Origin of the sequence: Paenibacillus sp. 2TAF8, assembly GCF_052114825.1 — a bacterium.
Taxonomy (GTDB): domain Bacteria; phylum Bacillota; class Bacilli; order Paenibacillales; family Paenibacillaceae; genus Paenibacillus.
Window position 1 is genome coordinate 96,060 of sequence record NZ_JBFRFN010000004.1, and the last position, 26,343, is coordinate 122,402.

The following is a 26,343-nucleotide window of genomic DNA, read 5'->3' on the forward strand; positions in this document are numbered from 1 at the left end:
GAAACCAGGGAGAAGCCAGGGCTCTCTCTTCACTCGTAAGTCTTGACGCTTTAGAACCTGCACTCTAATCATTTCTGCTTCAACGGAGTGGTTAAAAACCTATCATAACGTTTCTGTTAAGCTCATATTGCCTATCACCCGTTCATGACTTCCTATGTTCGTCCGCTTAATAGCTTGGTGTCCGTTCATACCTCGCTTATTCAGCTGTATAACGTACATATCCCATCTCATGACACAGCAGGTTAGTTTGGTCTTTACTCGGCAACCTCAGCCAGCTTCTGTATAAGACCGGCCCAACCTTGAGCCATACGTTCGCGAATCACCGCGTGAGCTTGTCCGAATTCAGTCAGTTTATCCGCATCCCAGCCGCTATGGATCAATGTAAAATGGGTGCCTTCAGCCTGTTCCGCAAGCTCGAACGTTAACGTCCAATCTTTACCCCAGCGAAAGACCAGCTTCCGTTGTGGCTGCACTTCGGTCACTTGGCAAGGGGACTGTCCAAACGGCCCTGCTTCCAGTATAAATTCATGTCCTTCAACGGGCTTCAGATTGCTGGGCATGAACCATGAACCCAGACCCTCCGCTGTTGAGACCCTGGACCATACCTTTTCCACAGTTGCCATCAGCAACCGTTCTTCCTTAATATCTGGCAATGCCGTTGATGATGATTCCATTCGTTGCCTCCTCCTTGACGCTTTTCTCAAACTCAACCTATAATGGGTCTATCTTACATATAAGGTGTGTGATTCCTATGATAGTCTGCTCTGAAAAATCCATTTCCAAACCACGTTGCCGGAAGGGATAAAGTCTGCAAGATTTCACCTTCCACATTCCTGTTTCGAACATTCTTAGTTGTGGAGGAATAATACAATGTCATTCAGTTATTACGGCCCGTTATGCACCAAGGTATACGATATTACCAAGCCTATTGGACACTCCTTGGGAGGGGATATTGAATTTTACAGCAATTTGCTGCAGGATTGCAGTGGACGCATCCTTGAAGCTATGTCAGGTTCAGGGCGGATGCTTATTCCATTACTCGAAGCAGGCCTGAAGGTGGATGGGGTCGATTATTCAGAAGCTATGGTTCAGTCCTGCCGTTCCCGATGCGCACAACGCGCACTGCCTATGCCTGAGCTGTTTGTAGCCGATCTTGAAACCATGCATCTTCCTTTTCGTTACGAAGCTATCATTATCCCGGGAGGCTCACTGATGCTTATTCAGAATCGTAGTTCTTCCATTCAGATCATGCAAAAACTGTATGATCACCTGCAGCCAGGAGGCAGATTGGTCTTTGATCTTTTTTTGCCAGACGTAACCAAACCCGCTTCGATTGAGACTTCATCTGTCCGCTTGCCCGATGGTGACACGATCACCATTGAAGTGAAAACGACCGAAATCAATCTGCTTCATCAATACAAAACAAACCTGATTCGCTATGAACAGTGGCACGAAGGAAAACTCGTTGACACTGAACTGCAGGAACTCACCCTAAGGTGGTACGGCGTGGAGGAGCTGCGTCTTATTCTGGAGAAGATCGGATTCACAAACATTGAGATCTATGCAGACTTCAATCCGGAGCAAAATCCTTCACAAGCCAGCCAAAAGTTCGTATATGAAGCAACACGCAAGACATAAATTATGAATTGAATTGGCGTATTTAAACTATAGAACTGAATTTCTAACGATCACCACGAGCCTTATTTCCCCCTAAAAGGGATTTTAAGAATTCTAACGATCTCCAGGAAGCTTATTTCATCAAAAAGCCTGAAAAACCGGCTCCGACGAAGCTAAATAAGCTAAATAACGTCTCTGGTGATCGTTAGAAAATTTGAATGGCTAAATTCGCCTAAATAAGGCTCCTCCTAATCATTAGCGCTCTACATCTCCGTCTTACATATATGAAGCACCTAAACTTCAGGCTCATACCTTACTTACTCTTACTCTTACTCTTACTCTTACTCTTACTCTTACTCTTACTCTTTCCCTTTCCCTTTCCCTTACTCTCTCTCTCGCTCGCTCTTACACATACTCTTACATTTACTCTTGCCACTATGGCACTACTATTACTTATTACTATTATACTCGGTCTTGCTCATATTCCTGCTCTTGCTCCTACCTCATACGAACGCTCATATTGCGCTTATACTCATATCATCACAAGATACTCCACAGCTCGCTCAGCATCTAAAATCACATCTAGGGATTATATGATTATGCTCTCTTATCCTTTATATCTATCCATGAAACAAGTCGCAGAATGGCCCCCCAGTACTCGGTGTACAGCTTTTATGACAAGGGTTTTCAGCCACCAAGCGTTTAATATCCGCGAGAGTATTGGACGGCAATCGCTGCCTGTTCTTTGCTGACATTCAGCTCAAGCGCTGCATGATTTGCCCAGTACGGATCGCGCAGCATACCTCTTCCAATTGCAACCAGATCAGCATCCTCATTACCGATGACGGCCTGCGCCAACGCTGCATCTTCTAACATGCCTACAGCAATTACCGGCACCTGCAGTTCCTCACGGAAACGACGGGCAAAAGGAAGCTGATACCCCGGATAGTTACCAGGTTTACGCTGACCGGATGGCCCTTCGCCACCTGAGCTAATGTGGAACATGTCCACGCCCGCCTCCTGATAGGCACGGCCAATCTGAATGGCATGATCAAGGTCATATCCGCCATCAGCATACTCCATGGCAGAGATTCGCATGATCAGCGGCATGTCATTAGGCATTTCTTTTTTCACCGCACGAATCACCTCTACGCCAAAACGAGACAGATCTTGTCCATACGCATCCTCGCGGTGATTCATCAGCGGAGAGTGAAATTGGTGAATCAGATAACCATGCGCACCATGGAGTTCAATTGCATCCACACCCGCCTGAACCGCACGACGCACACCATCTGCAAACTTCTGTACCATCCCTTCCGCTTCTTCGATGGTCAACGCGCGTGGCTCTTTGTATTTTTCGCCCGGGAACGTTACAACAGAAGGAGCCACCGGCTGCGGCGCATCCTCGGCTTTACGCCCTGCGTGTGCAATCTGGATTGCCACTTTAGAGCCATAAGCATGCATTCCTTCTACCAGCTTGGTGAAGGCTGGAATGTGCTCGTCTGACCATATTCCCAGATCATTATCTGTAATTCTTCCATCTGGATCGACATCCGTCATCTCGATAATAATCAGTCCTGTTCCACCAACAGCACGGCTCACATAGTGAACCTGATGCCAGTCATTCGGGATACCGTCCTTCGCTGTAACCGAATATTGGCACATAGGCGCCATAACGACACGGTTCTGTAACTCTAGACTTTTGAATTGATACGGGGAAAATAATTGCTCTGTCATGGTTCATACATCTCCTATTCCTGTTCCTGTTCTATAGTTCCTTTTCATTGTTCCGTTTCATTATTCAGCTTCGTGATCATGTCACCAACCCGGCTTCTGCTCTAACGATCACCACGAAGCTTATTTGCCCCTGAATGGGACTCTCAGAATTCTAACGATCACCAGTGAGCTTATTTCATCGAAAAACCTAAAAAACAGTCTCCATTGAAGCGAAAATGAGTCAATAACGTCTCTGGTGATCGTTAGAAAATTGGAATGGCTAAATTTACCTAAATAAGGCTCCTCCTGATCGTTAGCGCTCTCCGCAACCATTTTGCGAATGCGAACATGAACCCTTCAAATTCATTTTGCACGCTGATATTTTTCTACCATTTTCTCCTTCACTTGCATTGCTTAAATCGGCCTTTCCTTGACTGATTTAGTTTGCATTCAGATCGGAGAACATTTTGCCGTTTTTGCCGTAGTTATCTTGCTCCAAATCCTCTATGAAAATAAAAACCTTACTTGCTTCCACACCCAGCGTATCGCAAGCAACCTCGGTCATTCGTTCGATCAACTGGCGCTTCTGTTCCTTTGTTTTGCCTTCCAGCATCTTCACTGTAATAAATGGCATGATCTAAACACATCCTTTCTTCATAGCTATTATGAACCTGAGTTTCAAAAATTCAAGTACGCACTTTTTGGTGCCCTTCCTTGGACAACCGTCCCAAATCCACCTCCATCCCCAGCGGCAGAATACCATTCTCGAAATGAAATGAGATCAAAACATGGTATGATATCGTTACGACCGTACCAACAGGGATATACTACCAACAGGGTTTGATCTCGACAGACAGGTTTAAGAGTATCTCACCCTATCCCGCACGCACGGACATTCTGGAGCGCCTGTCGCAATGCATGTGACCTGCATGCAGTAATAGGGACGGATTATAACGCTACACATGTACAGCCTTGTAAGCCACATTCAACGTATATATTACCCATAAAGGAGCGATTACACTTGAAAGATATATTAATACAGAGACTCAGCACTTATGTACAGATGGATACCCAATCCGATGAAAATAGTGACAACTCTCCATCCACGCCGGGACAACTGGCACTGGGCAAATTGCTTGTAGAAGAATGCACCTCTATTGGATTGCAAGAAGTGACGATGGATGAGAACGGCTATGTGATGGCCACACTTCCGTCCAATACGGACAAGGATGTCCCTGTCATTGGTTTCCTCGCCCACCTCGACACGGCAACCGATTTTACCGGCAAAAATGTGAAACCGCAAGTGGTCGAAAACTATGATGGTGAAGACCTCGTGCTGAACCGGGAACTTGACGTTATTTTGTCCACCCAAGACTTCCCTGAACTCCATGAGTATAAAGGTCATACGTTAATTACCACCGATGGCACCACACTGCTTGGTGCAGATAATAAAGCAGGTATTGCCGAGATCATGACGGCGATGGCTTATCTGATTGAACATCCGGAAGTGAAACACGGCAAGATTCGGGTTGCTTTTACCCCGGATGAAGAGATCGGCCGCGGGCCGCACAAGTTCGATGTCACTGCCTTTGGTGCGAAATATGCCTATACCGTAGACGGCGGGCCGCTTGGCGAGTTGGAGTATGAGAGCTTTAACGCAGCTGCAGCCAAAATTACAGTTCACGGTACCAACGTGCACCCCGGCACGGCAAAAGGTAAAATGGTGAATTCACTGAAAATTGCGATGGAGCTAAACGGACGATTACCTGTAGAGGAAGCACCTGAATCCACAGAGGGTTACGAAGGCTTCTATCATCTGCTGTCGCTGGAGGGCGACGTTGAGCTGACGAAGATGCAGTATATTATTCGTGATTTTGACCGGGAGAAGTTTGAAGTGCGCAAAACCAACCTGTTAAACATCACAAATGAACTGAAGGCCAAGTACGGAGATAAACGCGTCACGATTGAGATGAACGACCAGTACTACAACATGCGTGAGAAAATCGAACCTGTCCGCCAGATCGTTGATATCGCGCATGAAGCCATGACAAGGCTGGACATTGAGCCTATTATCCGCCCGATTCGAGGTGGAACAGACGGTTCCCAGCTCTCCTACATGGGCATGCCAACACCGAATATCTTCACGGGCGGCGAAAACTACCACGGCAAATTTGAATATGTATCCGTAGATAATATGGTAAAGGCTACACAAGTCATCGTCGAGATTGCACAATTGTTCGAGCAGAGGGGAAACATCTGATCGAAATAGATAGGGAAGATATGTTACAAACAAAAGATCGAATAACCAAAAGCACCCTTCACGTTGAAGGGTGCTTTTTTTGACATCAGGGGAAAACGAGGCATGCGGATTACAAGGAATGTAAAGCAAGTCAGCGCACGACGGTTCATTGGTGCAAAGACATTCACTTATTCGTACACGTTATCTCCTGCAATTCACTCGTACACATTACCTCCTGCGATTTCTCTCAGTTCCTCCACGTTCTGAATGACGATCTTTCGTCTTACTTTGCGGATAATATCGCGTCTGCACAAGTCCTGAATGACCCGATTGAGATGCCTGTAGCTGGTACCCAGCAGATCAGCCAGTTCCGTCAGTTTCGATGTTTGAATCTCCTCTGAAGCAGCTGTATCCTGATCAACCGTAGATAACACATAGCTGGCAAATCTGCTTTCAACCGGATACAACATGTTCAGGCTCGACAGATTCGAGAACGTATACAGCTTGTGTGTCACTTGACTAAGCATAAAATGGAGAAATTTCGGATTCTCAGCATACGTGTTCTGAATGATACGGTAGCTGATGGCAAACAGCAGACTGCGATTCACAGACTGCACCGTATTATTCGCTTCTTTTCCATTCACCAGCTCCAGGTCACCCACAAGAGCGAGTGGTGTACTGAATCGGAGCAACAGAGACTTGCCATTCGGCAGAGTTGTGAAGATTTTCAGCTTACCTTCCACGAGAAAATATAAACGTTCAGGACGTTCTCCTTTTTCACAAATACGCTCCCCCTTCTCCACCTCCAGCAGACGCAGCTCGGAAAGCAATGTTTCATCCAACACCTGATCCAATCCATGCTCCCGGACAAGTTGCTGCACAAGCTCAAAGTTCAACACTTCCTTCATCCAGCCTCACCTCCAATGATTTCCCCGATATTCAAAAATGGACACATGTCCTATATTTCAATTGAAACCACACCCATGAATTGACACAAAAACAGTTACAACTAGAACTAATATCCAAGAAAACGCACTACATGGGAAAAAGTTTGAATATCATTTGGAAAATAGTTCGATTTTCATGTAATCAGGCATTCAGGATATCCGATTTTTGTCCGATGAACAATAGAGGTTCTGCAAATTTTCCAATTCACTTCACATTTAAATATTGAGAGGATGATTTAGTTCCATGAGTAACATACACATTGTGGATGCACTGTTAAAAGCTTTGCCGTATATTAGTCTGATTCTTCGGGAGCCAGCCAGCCTCTCCATTTATGATCACGAAAAAGTACTCGATGTCTTGGCCACCGAGAAGTTCGACCTTGGATTTGAAAAAGGAATGAAACTTCTGGATTCCTATCAGAACTTTGCCGTTTTGAAAAATGGAAGAGAAGCTACGCTCTCTACACTGTCCAAAGAAGTGTTTGGAATTGAACTGGACACACTGAACATTCCAATCTTTGATGATCATAATAATGTCGTTGCCGTATTTTGTGCATCTTATGACCAGTCCAATCAGAATCAGCTTGAGGACATCATTCAAGAGAATCATGAAATCAATGCCAACCTCGTTGATATGGTGCAACACGTTGCGGCTCACGCCGAGGAGTTGCAGGCTACCAGCGAACAGATTTTGGAGAATACACGAATTGCTGTGCAGAACTCGTCCCAGATTAACAAGGTAGCTGGTTTTATTCGTGAAATCTCGGAGCAAACCAACCTGCTCGGCCTGAATGCCGCAATTGAAGCTGCCCGTGTAGGTGAAGCTGGTGCCGGATTTGGTGTCGTTGCCTCCGAAGTACGTAAACTCTCTGTCGATGCGAAACAAGCAACGACCGATATTGATGCCAGCTTGAAAGATGTGCAACAAGTCATCAAGCAGATGGAGGTTGAAGTGTCCCAGATTGCTGCTTCTTCGCAGGAACAGGCAACATTGGTTGCCTCCTTCACCGATGTCATCGAGAAATTGAATGATACAGGTGCACGCATGAAAGCTCTGTCCGAACAATTGATCAGCTACTCCGTAGAAAAGTAACAGAAGAAAACAAGAACAACTCATACACGAACGATCCGCATAAAAACCTTATTGCTAGGTTGAAGTATGTAATAAACAGGACTTGGAATGCCATCATGGTAGTCCAAGTCCTGTTTTATGGTGTGTTATAACGAGCTTATTCGTTCGTTTGAACCTTTGGATTCGCTAGGAATGAAATCAATCTATATCATGCACAACATTATCCTGTTGCATCCAGCTTTCCTGTACCCGTCACTTCGTCTTCCGACTCCCAGCATTCAACTTCGCCCGGAATATGAATCCGGTCACGAGTGAAGACGGGATCACGTCCCTCTGCCTTCTGCCGCTTGTAATCCTTCAAGGCTTCGAAGGTGACTTTGGACAACATCAGGATGGCAATTAAGTTAACTACAACCATCAGACCCATGAACAGATCAGCCAAATCCCACACCAGTTGTACCTTCGCTACTGCACCAAATACCACCATGCTGATGACAGCCACACGATAAACCCAGAGCCACACCTTGTTCGATTTTATAAATTCAATATTTGTTTCGCCGTAATAATAGTTACCAATCAACGTACTGAAGGCAAACAGGAATACCATCACAGCCAGGAATCCCGAAGCCCATGGGCCAATGTGTACACTAAGTGCTGCCTGAGTCAGCTCAATACCACCCAGATTGGAACCTTGATATACCCCGGATAACAAAATAATCATAGCCGTACTTGTGCAAATAACCAGTGTATCTGTCAGAACACCAAAAGCTTGGATCAAGCCTTGTTTGACCGGATGGGATGTATCTGCCGTAGCCGCAGCATTCGGCGCACTCCCCATCCCGGCTTCATTCGAGAATAATCCGCGTTTAACGCCATTCATCAGCGCAGCACCCAGTGTCCCGCCGGCGACCTGTTCGATGCCGAAGGCATTTTTCACAATCAACGCAATCATTGCTGGAAGTTGTGTGATGTTTGCGAGCACGATAAATGCTGCCACCCCAATATACAACACAGCAAGTACCACCACGATATACTCCGACGCTTTTGCGATTCGTTTAACTCCGCCCATAATGATGCCTGCAAAAACGACAGCCATAATGATACCAACCGTTAAGCGATCCGTGCCAAACGAGTTTTGGAATGCCACTGTAATGGTGTTGGACTGTACAGCGTTAAAGACTAAGCCGAACGAAAGGGTGATTAGAATAGCAAAAAGTACCCCCATCCACCGTTTTCCAAGCCCTCGCTCCATATAGTAGGCTGGTCCTCCGCGGAATCCACCTTTGTCCTTTATTTTGTAAATCTGAGCCAAGGTGCTCTCCACAAAGCTCGAAGCTGATCCAATAATCGCGATAATCCACATCCAGAATACAGCACCAGGCCCACCTAGAGCTATGGCTAGTGCAATCCCTGTAATGTTTCCCGTACCCACACGTGCGGCCATACTGATACAGAAAGCCTGGAATGGGGAAATTTTGCCTGGCTCCTTACTCTTTGGCTCTCGAAGTACCTTGACCATATCTCCGATCATGCGGAATTGCATGAACCTCGTTTTGGTTGTGAAATAGACACCACAGACAACCAGCAGAATGATTAACAGCTTAGACCAAAGAAAATCATTGAAAACGACGACAACATCTTGTATTGTTTGCTCCATCGATACGCCCCTTATTATGATGTATTATAAAAAAGACTACTGCATTCAATTCTTATCCTGAGACTACCTATGTCTGATCGGGTGCTGTGTTTGAAACATCTGAAAGTTTGCAACATTTTACACAACCACAGGTTCAGACGGATGCATGTTACTTATACTACAATTACACCTACCAAAAACGACAAATACCTACATGTTTACTGCACATTTTTTTCGAAAACGCGCCTCTCTCATCCAGTCATTGTCATTTTACCTTACATCTAAGCTTCTATGCAGAATTGTCATTGGGAAGTATGATAGGAGAGGTATCTGAAGAGCCGGAGATAGCCAATATGTAAAGTAACCAAGATTTTATGGCGAAGGAACCGCCGTTTAACATAGAGCACTTTGTAGAAACACCATGATGAACTGGAAAGGACGTGACGGATTTGCGTTATTTTATCGTGGATGATGATCCAGGCGTGCGTTCCATGCTAATGGACATTATTGAAGATGAAGGATTGGGTGATATTGCCGGGGAAGCCGAGGATGGGGCACATATTCATGCCGAATTACTAGATTTGCATAAAGTGGATGTACTGTTGATCGACCTGCTGATGCCACACCAGGATGGTATTCAAACGGTAAGGGCGCTTGAAGGGAAGTTCAGAGGCAAGATCGTCATGATCTCCCAGATTGAGTCCAAAAATATGATTGGAGAAGCTTACTCTCTGGGCATTGAGTATTATATTACGAAACCGATCAATCGGCTCGAGATTCTATCGGTGCTCAGGCTGGTCGAGGAGAGACTACGAATGCAGCAGTCTATTGCTGATATCCAGCGTACGCTGCAAGGACTGACGGGCTTGCACACAGGTGAACGCAAACAGGCACAAACTCCGGACAAAACGATTGCCACCACAGGCCATTTTCTGTTATCCGAGATGGGTATGATCGGGGAGGCTGGCAGCCGTGATCTGCTGGACATGCTGGAATATCTCGAACAATTAGAGACGGAGGAACATAAGCTTTCCCCGTACACATTCCCTTCGCTTAAAGACATCTTCCAGCAAATTGCTCAGCGTAAACTAGGAGAAAACGCCTTGGCTGCAGACATTACCAAAGAGGTGAAAGCATCGGAACAGCGGGTGCGTAGAGCTATTTTTCAGACACTCAGTCATGTGGTATCTCTTGGATTGACAGATTATACTCATCCGAAATTCGAAAACTACGCTTCTAAATTTTTTGATTTTACCGAGATTCGCAAAAAAATGCTCGAACTGCAAAACAACGTGGAACCCTCGCTGTCACAGACCCGCATCAATACAAAGAAGTTCGTACAAGTGCTGTACCTTGAAGCGAAACGCATGCTCCATTGAACGAAAAACAGGCATGAATGATCCACCGTCAGGACTCCCTCCTCATATAGATGCAGGGTTAGTCCTTACGGCGAACTTCATGCCCTTCCTTGATTTGGTTGATGCGCTGCTCGCCCAAACCATATAAGTTCATACGATGATGCACTACTACTATATATAGTTTCATTCCCGTTCAATTCACTCTCATGTTCGTGTCTGATTCCGGGACATTCGATTATATTCATTAATCAATTCATCCAGTGCCATCGACTGCCGAATGACTTCGGGATGTCCGAGCCTTCCCTTATTATGCTCAACCAGTTTATGAAGGTTATGCCTGGCTTTTTCTATTTTATTTTTCAAATCCAAACTCATAACCATGGCCCCTGATACCTCCTTAATTTGAGTTCCATTGTAGTGTTTCCTGTCAATCTATAGTTGGATTAACATATGGCATAGGAGACATGGATGTTTTGTCTGCTTCTCCAAATTTTGAAAGGGCTAATTCCATTTTAATAGAGATTGGTGAAAAATACCAGATGTAACACTGCTTTGTCACATCGATCCTATGGCTATAGGCAACTCCTATTATGCTCATTCCACTTTAATTTGGATTGTGTCGTAATTGTGTATTTTATAAAAATAAACCAAAAAAGCACCCCTCCAATCCCGAACACCTGATTGGTGCCCTTCTGAGAATGGAAAGATGCTCTCTGTTACCTCTTATTCCATGTCCAATAAAACTGTCCTGTCTGTTAGGCTGACGGATATTTACACATAAGATACTAGAGATTAGAGAATAGAGATTAGAGAATAGAGATTGGATGTTATTCTGTGACTTTCACTTGCATCGCTTCACTCACAGTCTTTCCACTTGCATTGATCCATTCCACTACATATTCATAATCACCGACGGCACGATCCTTGATCTCCACCTTGGCTACCTGCGCATCCGGAGTGGATGCCGTTAGCGGCTGGCTGTCAATCTCTATGCCGTTCTCGTACAACTTGTATGATGTAGCATTGGTTCCCCACCACATATTCATCGTGATCGTGTAATGGCCATCTCCATCCCAATTGTCGTGGGACAATTCAGGCTTGGATGGTTCAGCATTATGAACGGTTAACGTCAGCGGCTGACATTCCGTCTTGCCTTTGGCATTCGTCAGCTCACACGTATACACATACGTACCGTTAGCCCGCCCTTGAATAGAAGTCGATGCCTTCTGGGCTGAGGGGGTAGATGCAGATAGCTTCTGCGTATCCAGCAACTCTCCATTTTCATACAGCTTATACTCCGTACCATTATTCCCCCACCACATATTCATCGTAATCGTGTATGCTCCATCGCTCAGCCCATTCCCGTGACCGTTATTATCTGATAAGACTGGTATGCCAGGCATACCCACTGCTTGATCTCCAGCAACTACATTTACCTCCACTGATACTTCGGTGATCAGTCCTGCACCGTTCACTGCACGAGCTGTGAAGATATGTTTGCCTGCAAGCCCGGCCAGTACAATCTCGTCATTTAATCGAACTGTCTTGTCGTCCCAAGTCAGCTCCAGTCGTGCGATCCCCGACTCGGGGTCTTCCGCCTTCACCTTCACTGGAAGCACATCATCTTCGCTCATCTGCTCCGCAGGCATGCCTGTTATGACTGGAGGTGTGGTGTCTTCTGGCTGTTGCGGGCCACCCACATAGCGAATATTCGGTGCTTTCGGTTGCTCCATGTCTGCACCGAGATAAAAGCTGGTGTGTGGCGGCTGGTTATAAGCAACATTTTGCCACGCTACGCCAAGACGATAAACCGGATCATGCATCAACGTACGAAGACGAACATCGGTCTCATCGGTCGTGGTATAGATCCGCAGCTCGGAGCTGTCTTGACTGCGCCAAATCAATTCCTCACGCCAGTCGCCAAACAAATCAGCTTGTAAGCTTGGATTCGCTTTGGTTCCATTGTTGGAAGCAGCACCTGTTGCGGTCAGCAGGTTAACCGTAGTCTGGTTCTCGTAGTCCCACTTGTCAATTCGAATGCCATCCTGCAGTTCACGTAGCAAGTCGCCATCCCACCAGATGCCGAAGTTGGTCGAGGAAGGAATCTTGGTTGTGATCAGCTCTCCCTTGGCACTGTACAATCCGGTAATGGGAATATGCTGTTCATTGGTAATCGTTGCAGCCCATACCTCAGCTCCCGGGTAATTTGGATCGATATCAGCCGCCATGCCGCGACCCGTGTCCATCCCCGTGAACACACCCCACAGCACTTCACCTGTGGCTGCATCTCTCATCTCCATGCCATATTTCGAGCTTCGATCCTCATGTACCCCGAATACCTCCATCCCTGGACGGGTTGGATCGAGGTCGCTCAGATGCATGGCATCTCCATGCCCCAGTCTTGTGTTGTAGAGCGGCTTGCCATCATCATCAATCGCCATAGCACCGAATGTAATCTCATCCTTGCCATCACCGTCCACATCACCTACGGACAGATTGTGATTCCCTTGACCTGCATAGGAAGCGTAACCCTCATCGTTCGAGTCAAAACGCCATACCTGACTAAGCTTACCATCCTTAAAATTATAAGAAGCAAGCACCGTACGTGTGTAATACCCACGGCTAAACATCGCACTTGGATGCTCCCCGTCCAGATAGGCAACAGCCGCAAGGAAGCGGTCTACACGGTTTCCGTATCCATCCCCCCATGCAGCGACATCTCCGCGCGGCGGATCATAGTTCACCGTATCCAGTGCCGCCCCGGTCTCTCCGTCAAATACGGTTAGAAATTCATCACCGAGCAGTACATATCCGGAGCTGTTACGATGATCTGCATTCGCATCCCCGATGACTTCCCCTTGGCCGTCAACGGTTCCGTCTGCGGTCTTCATCATCAGTTCAGCCCGGCCATCTCCATCAAAATCATAGACCAGAAACGGTGAGTAATGTGCCCCTKCCCGGATATTCGGCCCCATATTGATCCGCCAGAGGCGGGTTCCGTCGAGCTTGTAGGCATCCATATATACAATGCCGGTAATTCCGGCCTGAGAATTATCCTTGCCGTTATTCGGCGACCACATGAGCACAATTTCGTACTCGCCGTCTCCATCGACATCCCCGACACTGGCATCCCCTGCGTAGTAGGAATACGGCTGCCCATCTTTGGTATACGCATCAGCAGGTTTTTGCAGCGGTACAGACAGGTATTGCTCCTGCCATACACCGAATTCTTTCGTCGCCGGCTTCTCTATTCCGTTTTCCACCGTTGTAACACGGTATTTAGAGCTATCTGTACCTTCGGTATCCGTATAGTTCGTGCTTCCCGTCAGCGGCTCTGCGTTCAGCTTCACATCATCACGATACAGATTGAAAGCGATTGAATCCGTATCCAGACCCAGCATGCGCCAGCCAATGTAGTTGCCTTGCCCCGTTTTCACCGCAACCGGTGCACGATCCAAATACTCCATTGCCCGATTCAACGTTGTGGCTACCGGAGTTTCAAGCACGCTGGATAGCTCAGATACGCCGCCTGCGTTCACCGAGGCCACTTTATAATAATAAGGAACCGTGCTAAGAATGGTAGAGTCCTTATACGAAGTTTCCTTGGTACGACCGATCATCTCATAAGGCCCATTCTGGCTTTTGGAACGATAGATTTGGTAAAATCGAGCACCAGTAGCTTCATGCCATGTGAAGGAAACATCGTTTTTCTGGATCTCTTGTAACGCCAGCCCGGAAGGCGCTTCCGTTCTCGTTACACTTGGATCAATCGTGGATACGTTCAGCGCATTGGACACAAGCGATTCCGTTCCCGTCTGATCTACTGCCGATACAGTGTACACATAGTCCATACCGAGTTCGATCTGGTCATCCGTGTAGGCTGGATTATCAACCGTAGCAAGCAATTCTGGTTTAGTTGCTCCGGCAGATTGCCGATAAACCTTGTACTGTACATCGCCAGTTGACGCTGCCTCCCACGACAATACTGCACGGATCGGATCACTGTTCAGATCGAGTTCATCCAGTTGAAGCCCGGATGGAGCCATAAAGGTTGGTGTGATCTCTAAACCATTCAGATGGGCGGTCTGTCCACTGAACACCAGATTCATCTGACCATCCTGAACCTGGACATCGTTGATCACTTTTTCCGCGATATTCTGGGCACCGGAAGACACCGTCCCATAGTCCTTGCCCTCGATATTGATATTGGTTCGAGCGGAGCCGATCCAGTCCCCAATGTAGGCTTTAACCGAATAACTGCCATTCGGGATATCTACCTTAAACTCATAATTTCCACCAAAATAGATGACGAAGTCACGACGCAGCGCATCTGTGGCGTTACCACGATCCCGATCCGCCATATTGGCCGAAGAAGTAAGGCCGTAACCACGCTCCGGCGTGTACAGGGTATTGCGCGTCACCTCGTTATACCCTTCTGCGACCGGAGAGCCCACTGGACCGAAGTCATATCGATATGCAGCCGATTTCGTTGCGAAACTCACCTCGTCCGAAGGCTCGGATTCGCCTCGACCATTCACGGCAGTCACACGTACCGTGTAGGTCTCACCTTCATTAAGGTCGGATAAGGTCATCGTTGGAACCGTCGCTGTTCCGGCAAGCTTATATGCAGATGCTGGCTCAGAGGAAAGCTTGCGATAGATTTTGTAGATATCCGCTGCATCATCTGCTGTCCATTTCAATACAGCACCGGCATTGCTGATGCCGCCAGCTTTCAGACCACTTGGTTTCACTGGAACTTCAGCAGGCACTTCAGCATCTTTCACGGCATCCGCCAGTGGAATGTCGAGCTCATGCACCGCACCCGCAACCATTCTTGCGATCTGAATGGCACCATACTCCTGAAAATGTGTATTATCAGCAACTCCGTTAGGGAACGCTTGATAAATTCCCGGTGCAACATGCAGGAACACCGATAACGTAGCCTCAGGCCCAATCGAGTCATAATACTCAATACTGAGTCTGCTCAGATCGATCAGTAACACATTGTTTTCGGACGCTACTTCTTTGGCCGCTTGAACATATTCCGGGAAGGAAACATTGAATTTGCCAGTGCTTGCATTAAAGTCCCTGCGCCCCATCGGCGTCACCAGAATCGGTGTTGCCCCCCGTTGCCGCACACCGTCTATGTAGGTTTTCAGATAGATTTTGTAATCGGCTGGTGAAGCATAACGGTCAGGCACACTGATCGTGGCATCATTATGTCCGAACTGTACAAACAAATAGTCTCCTGGAAGGATTACTCTCAGAATTTCATCGAGCCGCCCTTGGAAAATAAACGATTTGGAGCTGCGTCCACCAATGGAATGATTTTTGATCTCCACCGTATCGTTAAAAAAGGAAGGCAACATCTGCCCCCAGCCTGCTTGCGGCTCCCAATACGGATTGTAGGTCTGCATCGTGGAATCACCTGCCAGATACAGAACCGGTTTACTTCCCGCCTCACGCCCAGCTTGCTTCGTAATAACCAATGCATTCAAATTCGCAGCAGCACCGGAGAAAACCAGATTCATCTGACCATCCACCAAAGCGATGTCAAAGTTCATCTCCAGATATTCACCTGCAGCCTTGCTGTTCAGCTGCACCTTGTTCATGCTTTCTACATCCATTGCAATCTCTGTAGCTCCGTTAGCATCACCGGCAACAAGCGAGACCGTATAATCCCCGTTCGGCAGATCTACGTTGAACTGTCCACCCGCAGCAAACGTTGCAAAATCAGACTTGATTGGATCGCTGATCTCACGGTCCTGTACCGTCACTTTGTAGACATCCGCAAAACCATATCCCCGTTCCGATGTATAAACTGCATCGCCACCCACGCCGGTATATCCATCCGCTACTGCTCCTGATCCAAAGTCATATCGATAAACGGCCGTTTCCCCCGTAGCAACAGCTGAATCCGGTTCAGCTGCACTTACCGCTGTCGTGCCAAAGAATGCACCCCATCCCAAGCTGGAAATCGTAAATACGGATATAAGCAAAATCAAGCCGAGCTGTCGTGTCTTTTTTGCAATCATCTACACCCACCCTTTCGTTTCTTCAACATGTCCTTCCACTTTCCTTATCCTCACGTCCTTGCACTTCTTGATCGTGGAATACGTACAGACTTTCCTGCTGAATTTAAATAAGTAAGCGCTTGCATTTTGTTGGTTTATAACCTTTATCCGCTATTTACGACCCTCTCCGCCCTTCCCTCGTTCCGGTTTCAGTTCCCCCTTTCCTACCACAGTTTATGCCGCCGCTCTCAGGCCACACCGAACTGCAGATTTGATTTCCCCTCGATACTAACGTTAATGTTCTGGAAATAACATGTAATTATCCGTCTTTTTTCACCACAAACCCGATATATTACCAACCCATTCAACCGACTGTCACATAAGCAACCGTTTTCCGGTGTTCCAGGTAATAAAATCCCTTTCCTTAACCGGGCCATTCGGTTACAATAGGTCGATATGTGTGTCCGGGTCCGGCGGATGCCAAATGAAGTTCGAGGATGGCCTGTACACTGTACAGGTTCATCATCCAGATTTGATATTATTGGAGGCTTATCAACACCATGCAAACCGAGTCACAGACTAAAGTCAAAATCATAAACGCCGATCCCAGCGCGATGGGATTATTTGGGCTTGCGATCGTAACCCTGGTTGCTTCTTCCCAAAAGCTTGGCATTACCGATGGACTTAGCTACGCTATTCCATGGGCGATCTTCTTGGGAGCTTTTGCCCAGCTATTCGCATGTATTCAGGATTCCAAACGCAATAACACTTTTGGCACTACTGCTTTTGGTGCATATGCCTTCTTCTGGTTCGCTATGGGCGCAAACTGGATGATTAAAATGGGTGTGTTCGGCTCTACACTTGCTGAGCAGACCGATGGCAAACAGCTCGGCTTTGCTTTTGCCGGATATCTGATCTTCACTTTGTTTATGACCATTGGTGCTATAGAAGCGAACAAAGTATTGCTTATCATTTTCATCCTGATCGATTTCCTATTCCTTGGTCTGACCTTTGACGCTTTCGGCGTAGCACCACATATCTTCCATACGATCGCTGCATACGCTGAGATGGCGATTGGTATTGTGTCCCTGTACGGTACAGGTGCTTCGGTTCTGAATGCTCACTTCGGTTATACTTTCCTGCCGATCGGCAAACCGTCCGGTATTTTCACACCTAAGGCTTAATATAGAGACGAATGTTACACCGCCTGCGCGCCGGTCCGTGCCTGGCGGTTTTTTCGTGTGATCAAGTCTTGTACCGCTTCACTTGCATAGGTTTCTGACCGACACCTATACTAGTGACAAATCTCTGTAATCCAAGAATGCCACCCGAGAGAAGCTACATTAGAAATAGAAATGGTACCCATACTGCAAGGAGGAAGAGACATGAGAGAGATACCCAAACCTACGGAGATGGATCAAGCGGAGAAAAAGTATGTACGTGAAACACGCTGTTACAAAACAGCAAGGGTGTTTCCTACAGATGTCAACAATCATAACACCTTGTTTGGCGGCAAACTGATGTCCTACATTGATGATATTGCCTCTATCACCGCATCCAAGTTGTGCCGAGTGAATACCGTTACCGCATCAACCGACTCTGTCGATTTTCTGTATCCAATTAATCCAACCGACTCTGTAACACTGGAGTCATTCGCTACGTGGACAGGCCGAAGTTCCATGGAAATCTTTGTGAAAGTCATTCGTGAGGATCTGAAGACCGGGGAGAAAAAAATTGCAGCAACAGCTTTTCTAACCTTCGTGGCCCTGGATGAGAACAATCGCAAACTGATCGTGCCTCGGATTATTCCAGAGACCGAAGAAGAGAAAAAGCTGTACGAGACTGCACCTGACCGCGCGGCAATGCGGAAACAACGGCGGGAAGAGAGCAAAAAATTCGCCGACTTCCTGACCGTAACGTATCCTTGGGAATAAAAGAAGCGCAGAACAACACGTTCGCAGCTGCGCTAGCGTTTTTCTTCACCATGCAAGGAGAGGCATAACATGCGTAAATCAGGAGAGCTAACATGTGGTTTAGCGACTTTAAAGTAGCTCGTTAGCCAGATGATGCCGGATAGATGGATACGGTTCTGCTATCCGGCAACTCTCCGCCCATAGAGACACACCACTTCTGATAGAGACGGAATGCCGCTCCATTCTCTATAAGTTCCTTGCTTGTGTATATTCCTTGCTCTATGGAAGGCACATGGCCTGCAACATATAAGCGAAAACCTGCATTTAACAGCACCTGATTCATAAATGTGAGATGACCATCACCCCGGAGCACACTCTCCGCCACTTCAACCTGCTTCGCCGCTGTCCAGACCATATCCGGCACAGGCATATCCAGATCGTAGATCGAGGGGTCAACTAGTTCAAGTTCCATCTCGCCATCCTCCACAGCATATACACGTGTAGGTCGATCAATGTACAGATCCTCCGATCCTTCCATGCCTTGAACTACATAAGCACGTTGATACCGAAAACGAGTGAGCAGTTTTGCAATTCGATCCAGAAACGTATTATGGAATACCCCAAAAACAAGATAAGACGAATGATTATAATCAATCAGTTTCTCGGCTGTATTCAGCACTGTGCGAAAACCCAGTTCCTCCCGTAAAGGACGAAGCCTACGCAGCGGCTCACACCAGTCTTCCGAAGAAACATACATCACACCTGTGTAGCGAGCAGCACTCAGAGCATCCTCCCGGTTCATCTTGCGTGTATCCATTCCCGCTTCTCTAAGCACAGCTGACAAGGTAACTCCCCACTTGGGTGGCAAAGGCTCACTGCCATGCAGTGTAACCGGCAATCCGGCTGCAGCCAGCACAAATGCCACAGGATATGTGGCCATAAATGATTTCGTCCGCCCGTCGTAAGGCCCCGCACAATCCAAACTACCCTGAAATACAGAGAAACGCTCCGCACTATTCCGGCATGCATGAACAAAGGCCTCCAATTCTTCGACATTCTCCATCTTCATCCGCTCAGCCATAAGAAATGCAGCCGTCTGGGCAGGAGAAACTTGCTGTTTCAATATATTTTCAGCTACAGCCAGTGCCTCTCCATAATCCAGATCACGTGAACCTCGCTTCCCACGCCCAACCTCTCTGAGGATCTGAGTCATATCCATAGAGCATCCTCCTTCCAATTATGACTGGAGCAGTTGATGTGCTTTCACAATCGCTGTAGCTACATCAACCATCCGTTTACGTTCATCCATCGCTTTTTTACGTAACAGATCATATGCTTCCGATTCAGAAATTTGCTTCAGATCACACAAGATGGCCTTCGCCATATCAATCCACTTCCGATCCTCCAGTCTGGATTGCAATTGCTTCCGTTCTTGCTCCCACTGCTTGCGTTCCATATAACGCCGCGCAGCAAAGTGTAGTGTCCAGTGAATTTCCGGCCCAGCCATGGACGGTGTAAGAATGCCATCAAACGAGGTATCTACCTCGCAATCCTCGGCAGAGGATGAAGCTGTATCAGGAGCACACCACCAAAGCAGTGGAGTATCCGATTTCCCCTCTCCCAAGCGGTCCACCCAATGAGCCACTTCCGCAAGAGACAGGTGCAAGATGGAGGCATCTACCTCACGAGCGAGCTTCATCACCTCATCCTCACTGTTCGAGACCTGTACATGGTAACCAACCGTCCCCAGCAGCTCCTCTGGTGTCAAAGGGATTGCTTCGGACACGTCGGCCGGAATGGGTTGTACACGGATGACCAATATGGATCGCATGATGGATCAATCCCTCCTTATTTTAGTACACATACGTTTTCTCGCTTTTAACACTTTAACACACGAAAGCGATATATATATGTCATGTTACCTAACAAAAAAATAAGATATAAACATGTTTTTTTGAAATCCTGAAGTACTCGGAGTTTTTTTTGAGGAGGGTCTTCGCAGAGATGTTATTTCTCGTTATTTATCGTCCGACGTTATATGGATGAAAATGGATTAAACAATGAATGAGGGGTTTCGCCATGGCACCTTTCCTACATTATATTATGTTTTAAGTGCATTAAATGACGCAAATCACTTATTTATATGATGGATTACAACTTTTCCTCATTGCCGATTCAACTTTTCTTTAAACTCATGTAAACATAATTAACTTCAAATTTCAAATACTTTTTTATGTTAACTATATTGACATGAACAGATCGTTCTTTTATAGTTAAGCCATAAGAACTCCATAAACGAAGGATCACTCACAGTTACAATGGCGTAGCTGGTTGAAACGGCAATGAAGCCTGTTTTGCAAATTCGGAGCAAAGGGATGCGTACTTGTATACGCAGTCCTCCGAGGCATGACAGGCTTTTTCGATTTTTTAGGATAAGGCGAAGACAGAGCAAGGAGCAGAATACAGAAATGGATCTGAGGGGGCTAACCACAATGAGTACAACGAAAAAACTGGTGCTAGTCGGCAATGGGATGGCGGGAATCCGTACAATTGAGCATATTCTGAAGCTTGCTCCACATGCGTACGACATTACTGTCTTTGGCGCAGAGCCGCATCCAAACTACAACCGAATCATGCTGTCTTCTGTTCTGGCGGGCGGAACATCGATTGAAGATATCGTGATTAACGACTGGAGCTGGTACGAAGATAACGGTATCCATGTCTATCCGGGTGATTCTGTCGTGCAGATTAACACTGTACGCAAGGAAGTTGTATCGCAGAACGGGGTTCACGCCTCCTACGATGAGCTGATTATGGCGACAGGTTCACAAGCATTCATTCTGCCGCTTCCAGGTGCGAACAAAGAAGGGGTCATCGGTTTCCGTGACATCAAAGACTGTGAAACGATGATGGATGCCTCGAAAAAGTATCGCAAAGCAGCTGTAATCGGCGGCGGACTACTCGGTCTTGAAGCTGCTCGCGGACTATTGAATCTGGGCATGGACGTAACCGTTATTCATATTAACGGACACCTGATGGATCGAAATCTCGATCTCCCTGCAGGATTAATGCTTCAGCGTGAGCTGGAGGAGCAAGGCATGAAGTTCCTTTTGAACAAACATACGGAAGAGATTACAGGCAAAGGCCGGGTTAAGGCGCTGCGGTTCACCGATCAAACGGTGCTTGAGACAGACCTGGTTGTCATGGCGGTCGGTATTCGTCCACAGATTGAACTGGCTCGAAACAGCGGACTGGACGTTAATCGCGGGGTCATCGTAGATGACTATATGCGTACCAGCATTCCTGGCATCTCGGCTGTAGGAGAATGTGTGGAACATCGCGGTATTGCATATGGACTCGTTGCTCCGTTATATGAACAAGGTATGGTTCTGGCCAAAAGACTCGCGGGTGCAGCAACGGATGGATACGCAGGATCGGTCACTTCAACCAAGCTAAAGGTTTCGGGAGTCGATGTATTCTCAGCAGGACAATTCAAAGACTCGCCAGATACACGTAGCATTCGCATCCAGGATGATGTAGACGGTGTGTACAAAAAAATGGTGATCAAAGACGGTCAGCTCATTGGTGCTGTACTGTTCGGCGATACGAGCGATGGCGCATCCCTGTTCTCCTTGATTAAAAGCGGTGAGAATATCAGCGGTCGAGAAAAAGAAATTCTGCTCGGCGTGCCTTCTGGCGGTTCCGGTTCCGGCCCTTCTGTAGCCGAGCGCATGGCTGCCATGCCAGATGATGATATCATCTGTGGCTGTAACGGTGTAACGAAAGCTGCCATCGGTGATGCTGTTCTCAATAAAGGATGTAACACTGTCGGTGCTATCAAATCCTGCACGAAAGCTTCCGCTTCCTGTGGTGGATGTAAACCAATCGTGGAGTCGCTGCTCACCTATTATGCAGGGGACAATGTAGGCGAGCAAACCAAAGAAGGTATCTGCGGCTGTACTACGTATGACCGGGATGAAATTGTAGCACAAATCAAGGAGATGGGCCTGAAAACCGTCAAAGAAGTCATGAACGTGCTTGGCTGGGATGAGCCAGAAGGTTGCTCCAAATGCCGCCCTTCCCTTAACTACTACCTTGGCATGATCTGGCCTACGGAATATGAGGATGAGCGGGTATCCAAATTCACGAACGAACGTTACCATGCCAATATCCAGAAGGACGGCACGTATTCCGTTATTCCGCGGATTTACGGTGGCGTAACGTCCCCGGCAGAACTGATCAAGATCGCAACGGTTGCAGAGAAATATGACGTACCGATGGTCAAATTTACTGGCGGACAACGACTCGATTTGCTTGGCGTACAGAAGGAAAATCTGCCGAAGATTTGGGAAGAGCTCGATATGCCTTCCGGCTTCGGTTACGGTAAAGCTTTACGAACAGTAAAAACATGTGTCGGTAATACGTTCTGTCGTTTCGGTACACAGGATTCGATTGAGATGGGCATTCGTCTGGAGAAAAAACTCGACAAGATGGTCGCTCCAGCGAAAGTAAAACTGGCGGTCTCCGGATGCCCGCGGAACTGTGCAGAAGCCACCATTAAGGATCTTGGTGTCGTAGCCATTGATGGAGCTTGGGAGCTTCATGTCGGCGGCAATGGCGGTGTGAAGGTTCGGGCAGCCGAGCTGTTATGTACGGTGAAAACAGATGCTGAAGTCGAAGAGTGGACTTACGCTTACCTGCAATACTATAGAGAGAACGCAAGATGGAATGAGAGAACAGCGGCCTGGATTGAACGGATAGGTCTGGATCATGTGAAGGAGGCTCTGGCAGATCCAGATGTACGTCTCGCACTGGTTGAACGTCTGGAAGTGACACTGGGTCACACGGTAGATCCTTGGAAAGAGATTATTGAAGATGAGAAATTGCGTAAAAACTTCACCCCACTGTCCGGTGCAGAACCGGTAGCTCACTAGAAGAGGAGGATCAGCGATGAGTAAATTCCGAATTGGACATCTGGCTGATATTGATGAAAAAGGGGCTCGTACCTTTCTGGTCGAAGATACCGAAATTGCAGTCTTCAAACTGAGTGACGGCAGCCTGCATGCCGTGGAAAACCGCTGCCCTCACAAGGGCGGCAAGCTATCGGAGGGCATGGTCTGCGGTACAGCCGTTCACTGCCCGCTGCATGACTGGAAGATTGACTTACGAAGCGGTAAGGTACATGAACCGGACGATGGCTGCTTGAACACGTACAAAACGGAAGTGGACGGAGATAGCGGAGATATCTATATTACGATTGCAGGTTAACAAAATGGTTGGCGTGACAAGGAAATACGTACAGAAGGAGGGGGGCACGATGGATTTTGTTAAACCTGTAGAAGTATTGCAAGCCATGGTTGACGTTGGTGAACAGAAAGCCAAAATGAACCGGGTACAGATGTTGATCCGCGGTTTCTTGGCGGGGGCCATCCTTGCCTTTGCCACTACACTGGCGTACACTGCCGTGTCTCAAACTTCGCTTGGTTTGGCAGGTGCACTTATCTTCCCGGCAGGATTCGCCATCATTATTCTGCTCGGTCTTGAACTGGTGACAGGAAACTTTGCCCTGATTCCGCTCGCAGTGATGATGCGCAGAGTTAGGCTTGTTGATATGTTTCGTAATTACTTTTGGGTGATTATCGGTCACCTGATCGGATGTGCATTTTACGCGCTATTATACGGCCTGACGATTACCAAAATGGGAACGGATATGAGTCACCCACTGGTTCAGACACTGATTCAGACCAGTGAAACGAAAACACTGGGATATCAGCATCTCGGCGGAGCAGGGATTATGCTTGTCATCATTAAAGCCATTCTGTGTAACTGGATGGTTACACTCGGAGCTGTGATGGCGATGACATCCACGTCCACACTGGGTAAAATCGTGGCGATGTGGCTGCCCATTACGATCTTTTTTGCCCAAGGCTTTGAACACGCCGTTGTGAATATGTTTGTGATCCCGGCTGGTATGATGCTCGGTGCTCATGTCACTATTACAGACTGGTTGCTGTGGAATCAGATTCCGGTGCTGGCGGGCAACCTCTTGGGTGGCGCTGTATTTACGGGTTTCGGTTTGTATTTTGCACATCACTGGGGAAGCTCTCCGAAGCTCTCATCTGCACTCGCTACCATTCAGGGTGGTGGCTCCGGATTGATGAGTTCGGATGCTGCGCCAAAACTGGGGACACGGTCATGAGCCGGGGGATGGTAAGTATCATTGGTGCCGGCCCTGGCGATCCTGAACTGATCACAGTCAAAGCCCTGAAACGTATTCAGTCCGCTGATGTCATTATGTATGATCGACTTGTCACAGATGAATTACTTGCCGAGGCGCGGGATAGCGCTCTCCGCATTTACTGTGGCAAAGCTCCGGGTCTTCACTCCATGAGCCAGGAGATGATTGGACGTATGCTCGCATCACATGCGGCAGAAGGCAAGCAAGTCGTTCGCCTCAAAGGCGGTGACCCATTCATCTTCGGCCGCGGCGGTGAGGAAGCGCTGGTGCTGGCAGAGTCAGGCATTCCGTATGAGATCATCCCGGGTATCACTTCGGCAGTAGGCACCTCTGCTTCTTCGCTCATTCCACTAACCCATCGCGGGGTCGCTTCTTCTTTTGCCTGCGTAACGGGAACTGGCAGTGATGGAGGTGTATCCTCTGTTCGCTGGGACCTGCTTGCACATAGTGTAGATACGCTGGTGATCTACATGGGAATCAGTCAGTTGCCACAGATTCAGCAGGAGTTACTTCGTCACGGCAAAGCCGAACATACACCGGCAGCCCTGATTGAGCGTGGAACAACAAGTGAAGAACGGATTGTTACAGGCACTCTTGCCGAATTGCAGACACTAGCTGTTATGCATCATATCTGTAATCCAGCTTTAATTATGATTGGAGAGTCCGTGCTAATCCGTGAACAACTGCTCCAGTTGCAGCACGCTTCATCTGCTTCAATGACCGGTTAACCTTGAATTGTACGTAGACTAAAGCGAAGGAATTCTCCTAGGACAGAATCGATTCACAGCACACGCATCCTTTAGTCCAACAGTATACGCTCATTCATGTCCGACCCTTCTGCCCAGGTTCAATTAGCAGACGGGTCGGTTTGATGTTAATAAGAGCTGTCAGCTGTTCCCCCATATAATGTGCGGAATATTTGAACCCTACTTCTGCCCAATGCATAATTACCCCCACGGTTGCTGATACGAGATAACTTAACATAATGTCATAATTGACCACTTGCTCACTATCTTCAGTGACCAAAATGAATTCCTGAGTAAGATAATTTCGGAATACATTATTGATCCTCAGCGCCATATTCCCATGCATGGTCATCAATGCCTTGAATTGATCCTGGTGATTTTCAATATATTCAAACACAGGCATAGTTGACGGTAACAGTCCGGTCATATCCACTTCTGTAAGGTTAGCATAAGGTGAGGCGTAAGCCTGTCCTAATCCTTGCAGGAAATCTTCCAGAAGGAATTGCAGTAGCTCCGGTTTGCCAGGAAAATGCAAATAAAAGGTCCCCCGATTATAATCGGCTCGTTCCGTGATATCCCGGATCGTCAGGGCGTCAGCCCCTTTTTCCAATATTAAAGACACCGCCGCAGCGATGATTGCATCCTGCGTTCTTCGTGCTCTCCGATCCTGAGGATGTTCGATAATCAACATTTCCGCCTCCTTTGTCTATTATTGTAGCCTAAATGAACAACGCTTACATCTATGTTCAATAGCTGACATTTACACTGTCAATGATTATTGTCACATGTTTATGTATATCTTAACATTAAGACAGGAACTAAAAACGACAGGTTTTCATCTTTGGAA

20 protein-coding genes are annotated in these 26,343 nt (G+C 47.3%); 10 read left to right on the forward strand and 10 right to left on the reverse strand.

Annotated features, from left to right (window positions below; all coding sequences use genetic code 11):
- Positions 1-254 precede the first annotated feature (254 nt).
- Positions 255-674: an SRPBCC family protein gene (locus AB4Z30_RS07730; protein ID WP_441924945.1), complete on the reverse strand. Its 420-nt coding sequence runs from the start codon at positions 672-674 to the stop codon at positions 255-257.
- Between the two features lie 196 nt (positions 675-870).
- On the opposite strand from AB4Z30_RS07730, the gene AB4Z30_RS07735 reads away from it, so the two are divergent.
- Positions 871-1,638 carry a class I SAM-dependent methyltransferase gene (locus tag AB4Z30_RS07735; protein WP_441924947.1) on the forward strand — a complete coding sequence of 256 codons (768 nt, stop codon included), beginning with the start codon at positions 871-873 and terminating at the stop codon, positions 1,636-1,638.
- Between the two features lie 681 nt (positions 1,639-2,319).
- On the opposite strand, the gene AB4Z30_RS07740 is transcribed toward AB4Z30_RS07735, so the two are convergent.
- Both AB4Z30_RS07740 and AB4Z30_RS07745 read right to left on the reverse strand, forming a co-directional pair.
- A complete protein-coding gene (locus AB4Z30_RS07740) occupies positions 2,320-3,354 on the reverse strand; it encodes an NADH:flavin oxidoreductase/NADH oxidase (protein ID WP_441924949.1) in 1,035 nt (344 codons plus the stop codon).
- Positions 3,355-3,772: 418 nt separating this feature from the next.
- On the reverse strand, positions 3,773-3,967 hold the full coding sequence (locus tag AB4Z30_RS07745) for a 2-hydroxymuconate tautomerase (protein ID WP_441924951.1): 195 nt from the start codon (positions 3,965-3,967) through the stop codon (positions 3,773-3,775).
- Positions 3,968-4,354: 387 nt separating this feature from the next.
- Between AB4Z30_RS07745 and pepT the strand changes: the two genes are divergently transcribed.
- Positions 4,355-5,593: a peptidase T gene (gene pepT, locus AB4Z30_RS07750; protein ID WP_441924953.1), complete on the forward strand. Its 1,239-nt coding sequence runs from the start codon at positions 4,355-4,357 to the stop codon at positions 5,591-5,593.
- A gap of 194 nt (positions 5,594-5,787) precedes the next feature.
- On the opposite strand, the gene AB4Z30_RS07755 is transcribed toward pepT, so the two are convergent.
- On the reverse strand, positions 5,788-6,480 hold the full coding sequence (locus AB4Z30_RS07755) for a Crp/Fnr family transcriptional regulator (protein WP_441924955.1): 693 nt from the start codon (positions 6,478-6,480) through the stop codon (positions 5,788-5,790).
- Between the two features lie 292 nt (positions 6,481-6,772).
- Here AB4Z30_RS07755 and AB4Z30_RS07760 point away from each other — a divergent pair, with 292 nt between their 5' ends.
- Positions 6,773-7,612 carry a methyl-accepting chemotaxis protein gene (locus tag AB4Z30_RS07760; protein ID WP_441925358.1) on the forward strand — a complete coding sequence of 280 codons (840 nt, stop codon included), beginning with the start codon at positions 6,773-6,775 and terminating at the stop codon, positions 7,610-7,612.
- 199 nt (positions 7,613-7,811) lie between these two features.
- On the opposite strand, the gene AB4Z30_RS07765 is transcribed toward AB4Z30_RS07760, so the two are convergent.
- Positions 7,812-9,248: an alanine/glycine:cation symporter family protein gene (locus AB4Z30_RS07765; RefSeq protein WP_441924957.1), complete on the reverse strand. Its 1,437-nt coding sequence runs from the start codon at positions 9,246-9,248 to the stop codon at positions 7,812-7,814.
- A gap of 428 nt (positions 9,249-9,676) precedes the next feature.
- Between AB4Z30_RS07765 and AB4Z30_RS07770 the strand changes: the two genes are divergently transcribed.
- On the forward strand, positions 9,677-10,606 hold the full coding sequence (locus AB4Z30_RS07770; RefSeq protein WP_441924959.1) for a response regulator: 930 nt from the start codon (positions 9,677-9,679) through the stop codon (positions 10,604-10,606).
- Positions 10,607-10,789: 183 nt separating this feature from the next.
- On the opposite strand, the gene AB4Z30_RS07775 is transcribed toward AB4Z30_RS07770, so the two are convergent.
- Both AB4Z30_RS07775 and AB4Z30_RS07780 read right to left on the reverse strand, forming a co-directional pair.
- Entirely contained in the window at positions 10,790-10,966 is a 177-nt protein-coding gene (locus tag AB4Z30_RS07775) for an aspartyl-phosphate phosphatase Spo0E family protein (RefSeq protein ID WP_441924961.1), read from the reverse strand.
- 446 nt (positions 10,967-11,412) lie between these two features.
- Positions 11,413-16,620, reverse strand: coding sequence for a rhamnogalacturonan lyase family protein (locus AB4Z30_RS07780; protein ID WP_441924963.1), 5,208 nt, complete (start codon positions 16,618-16,620; stop codon positions 11,413-11,415).
- A gap of 539 nt (positions 16,621-17,159) precedes the next feature.
- Here AB4Z30_RS07780 and AB4Z30_RS07785 point away from each other — a divergent pair.
- On the forward strand, positions 17,160-17,783 hold the full coding sequence (locus AB4Z30_RS07785) for an acetate uptake transporter (RefSeq protein WP_441924965.1): 624 nt from the start codon (positions 17,160-17,162) through the stop codon (positions 17,781-17,783).
- Positions 17,784-17,984: 201 nt separating this feature from the next.
- A complete protein-coding gene (locus AB4Z30_RS07790; RefSeq protein ID WP_441924967.1) occupies positions 17,985-18,533 on the forward strand; it encodes an acyl-CoA thioesterase in 549 nt (182 codons plus the stop codon).
- A gap of 121 nt (positions 18,534-18,654) precedes the next feature.
- On the opposite strand, the gene AB4Z30_RS07795 is transcribed toward AB4Z30_RS07790, so the two are convergent.
- On the reverse strand, positions 18,655-19,731 hold the full coding sequence (locus AB4Z30_RS07795; RefSeq protein WP_441924969.1) for an anthranilate phosphoribosyltransferase: 1,077 nt from the start codon (positions 19,729-19,731) through the stop codon (positions 18,655-18,657).
- 18 nt (positions 19,732-19,749) lie between these two features.
- Positions 19,750-20,343: an ANTAR domain-containing response regulator gene (locus AB4Z30_RS07800; RefSeq protein ID WP_441924971.1), complete on the reverse strand. Its 594-nt coding sequence runs from the start codon at positions 20,341-20,343 to the stop codon at positions 19,750-19,752.
- Between the two features lie 661 nt (positions 20,344-21,004).
- Here AB4Z30_RS07800 and nirB point away from each other — a divergent pair.
- From nirB to cobA, 4 genes are read left to right on the forward strand one after another with little or no spacing between them, the layout of a single operon-like run.
- Positions 21,005-23,446: a nitrite reductase large subunit NirB gene (gene nirB, locus AB4Z30_RS07805; RefSeq protein ID WP_441924973.1), complete on the forward strand. Its 2,442-nt coding sequence runs from the start codon at positions 21,005-21,007 to the stop codon at positions 23,444-23,446.
- Between the two features lie 16 nt (positions 23,447-23,462).
- A complete protein-coding gene (nirD, locus tag AB4Z30_RS07810; protein ID WP_123063985.1) occupies positions 23,463-23,780 on the forward strand; it encodes a nitrite reductase small subunit NirD in 318 nt (105 codons plus the stop codon).
- Positions 23,781-23,829: 49 nt separating this feature from the next.
- The gene (locus AB4Z30_RS07815) at positions 23,830-24,711 is read left to right on the forward strand and encodes a formate/nitrite transporter family protein (protein WP_441924975.1); all 882 of its coding nucleotides are present in this window, start codon (positions 23,830-23,832) and stop codon (positions 24,709-24,711) included.
- The gene (gene cobA, locus AB4Z30_RS07820; RefSeq protein ID WP_441924978.1) at positions 24,708-25,478 is read left to right on the forward strand and encodes a uroporphyrinogen-III C-methyltransferase; all 771 of its coding nucleotides are present in this window, start codon (positions 24,708-24,710) and stop codon (positions 25,476-25,478) included. Before AB4Z30_RS07815 ends, cobA begins: the two co-directional genes overlap by 4 nt.
- 94 nt (positions 25,479-25,572) lie before the next feature.
- Here cobA and AB4Z30_RS07825 read toward each other — a convergent pair whose 3' ends face one another.
- The gene (locus tag AB4Z30_RS07825; protein WP_441924980.1) at positions 25,573-26,187 is read right to left on the reverse strand and encodes a TetR/AcrR family transcriptional regulator; all 615 of its coding nucleotides are present in this window, start codon (positions 26,185-26,187) and stop codon (positions 25,573-25,575) included.
- Between the last annotated feature and the right edge of the window lie 156 nt (positions 26,188-26,343).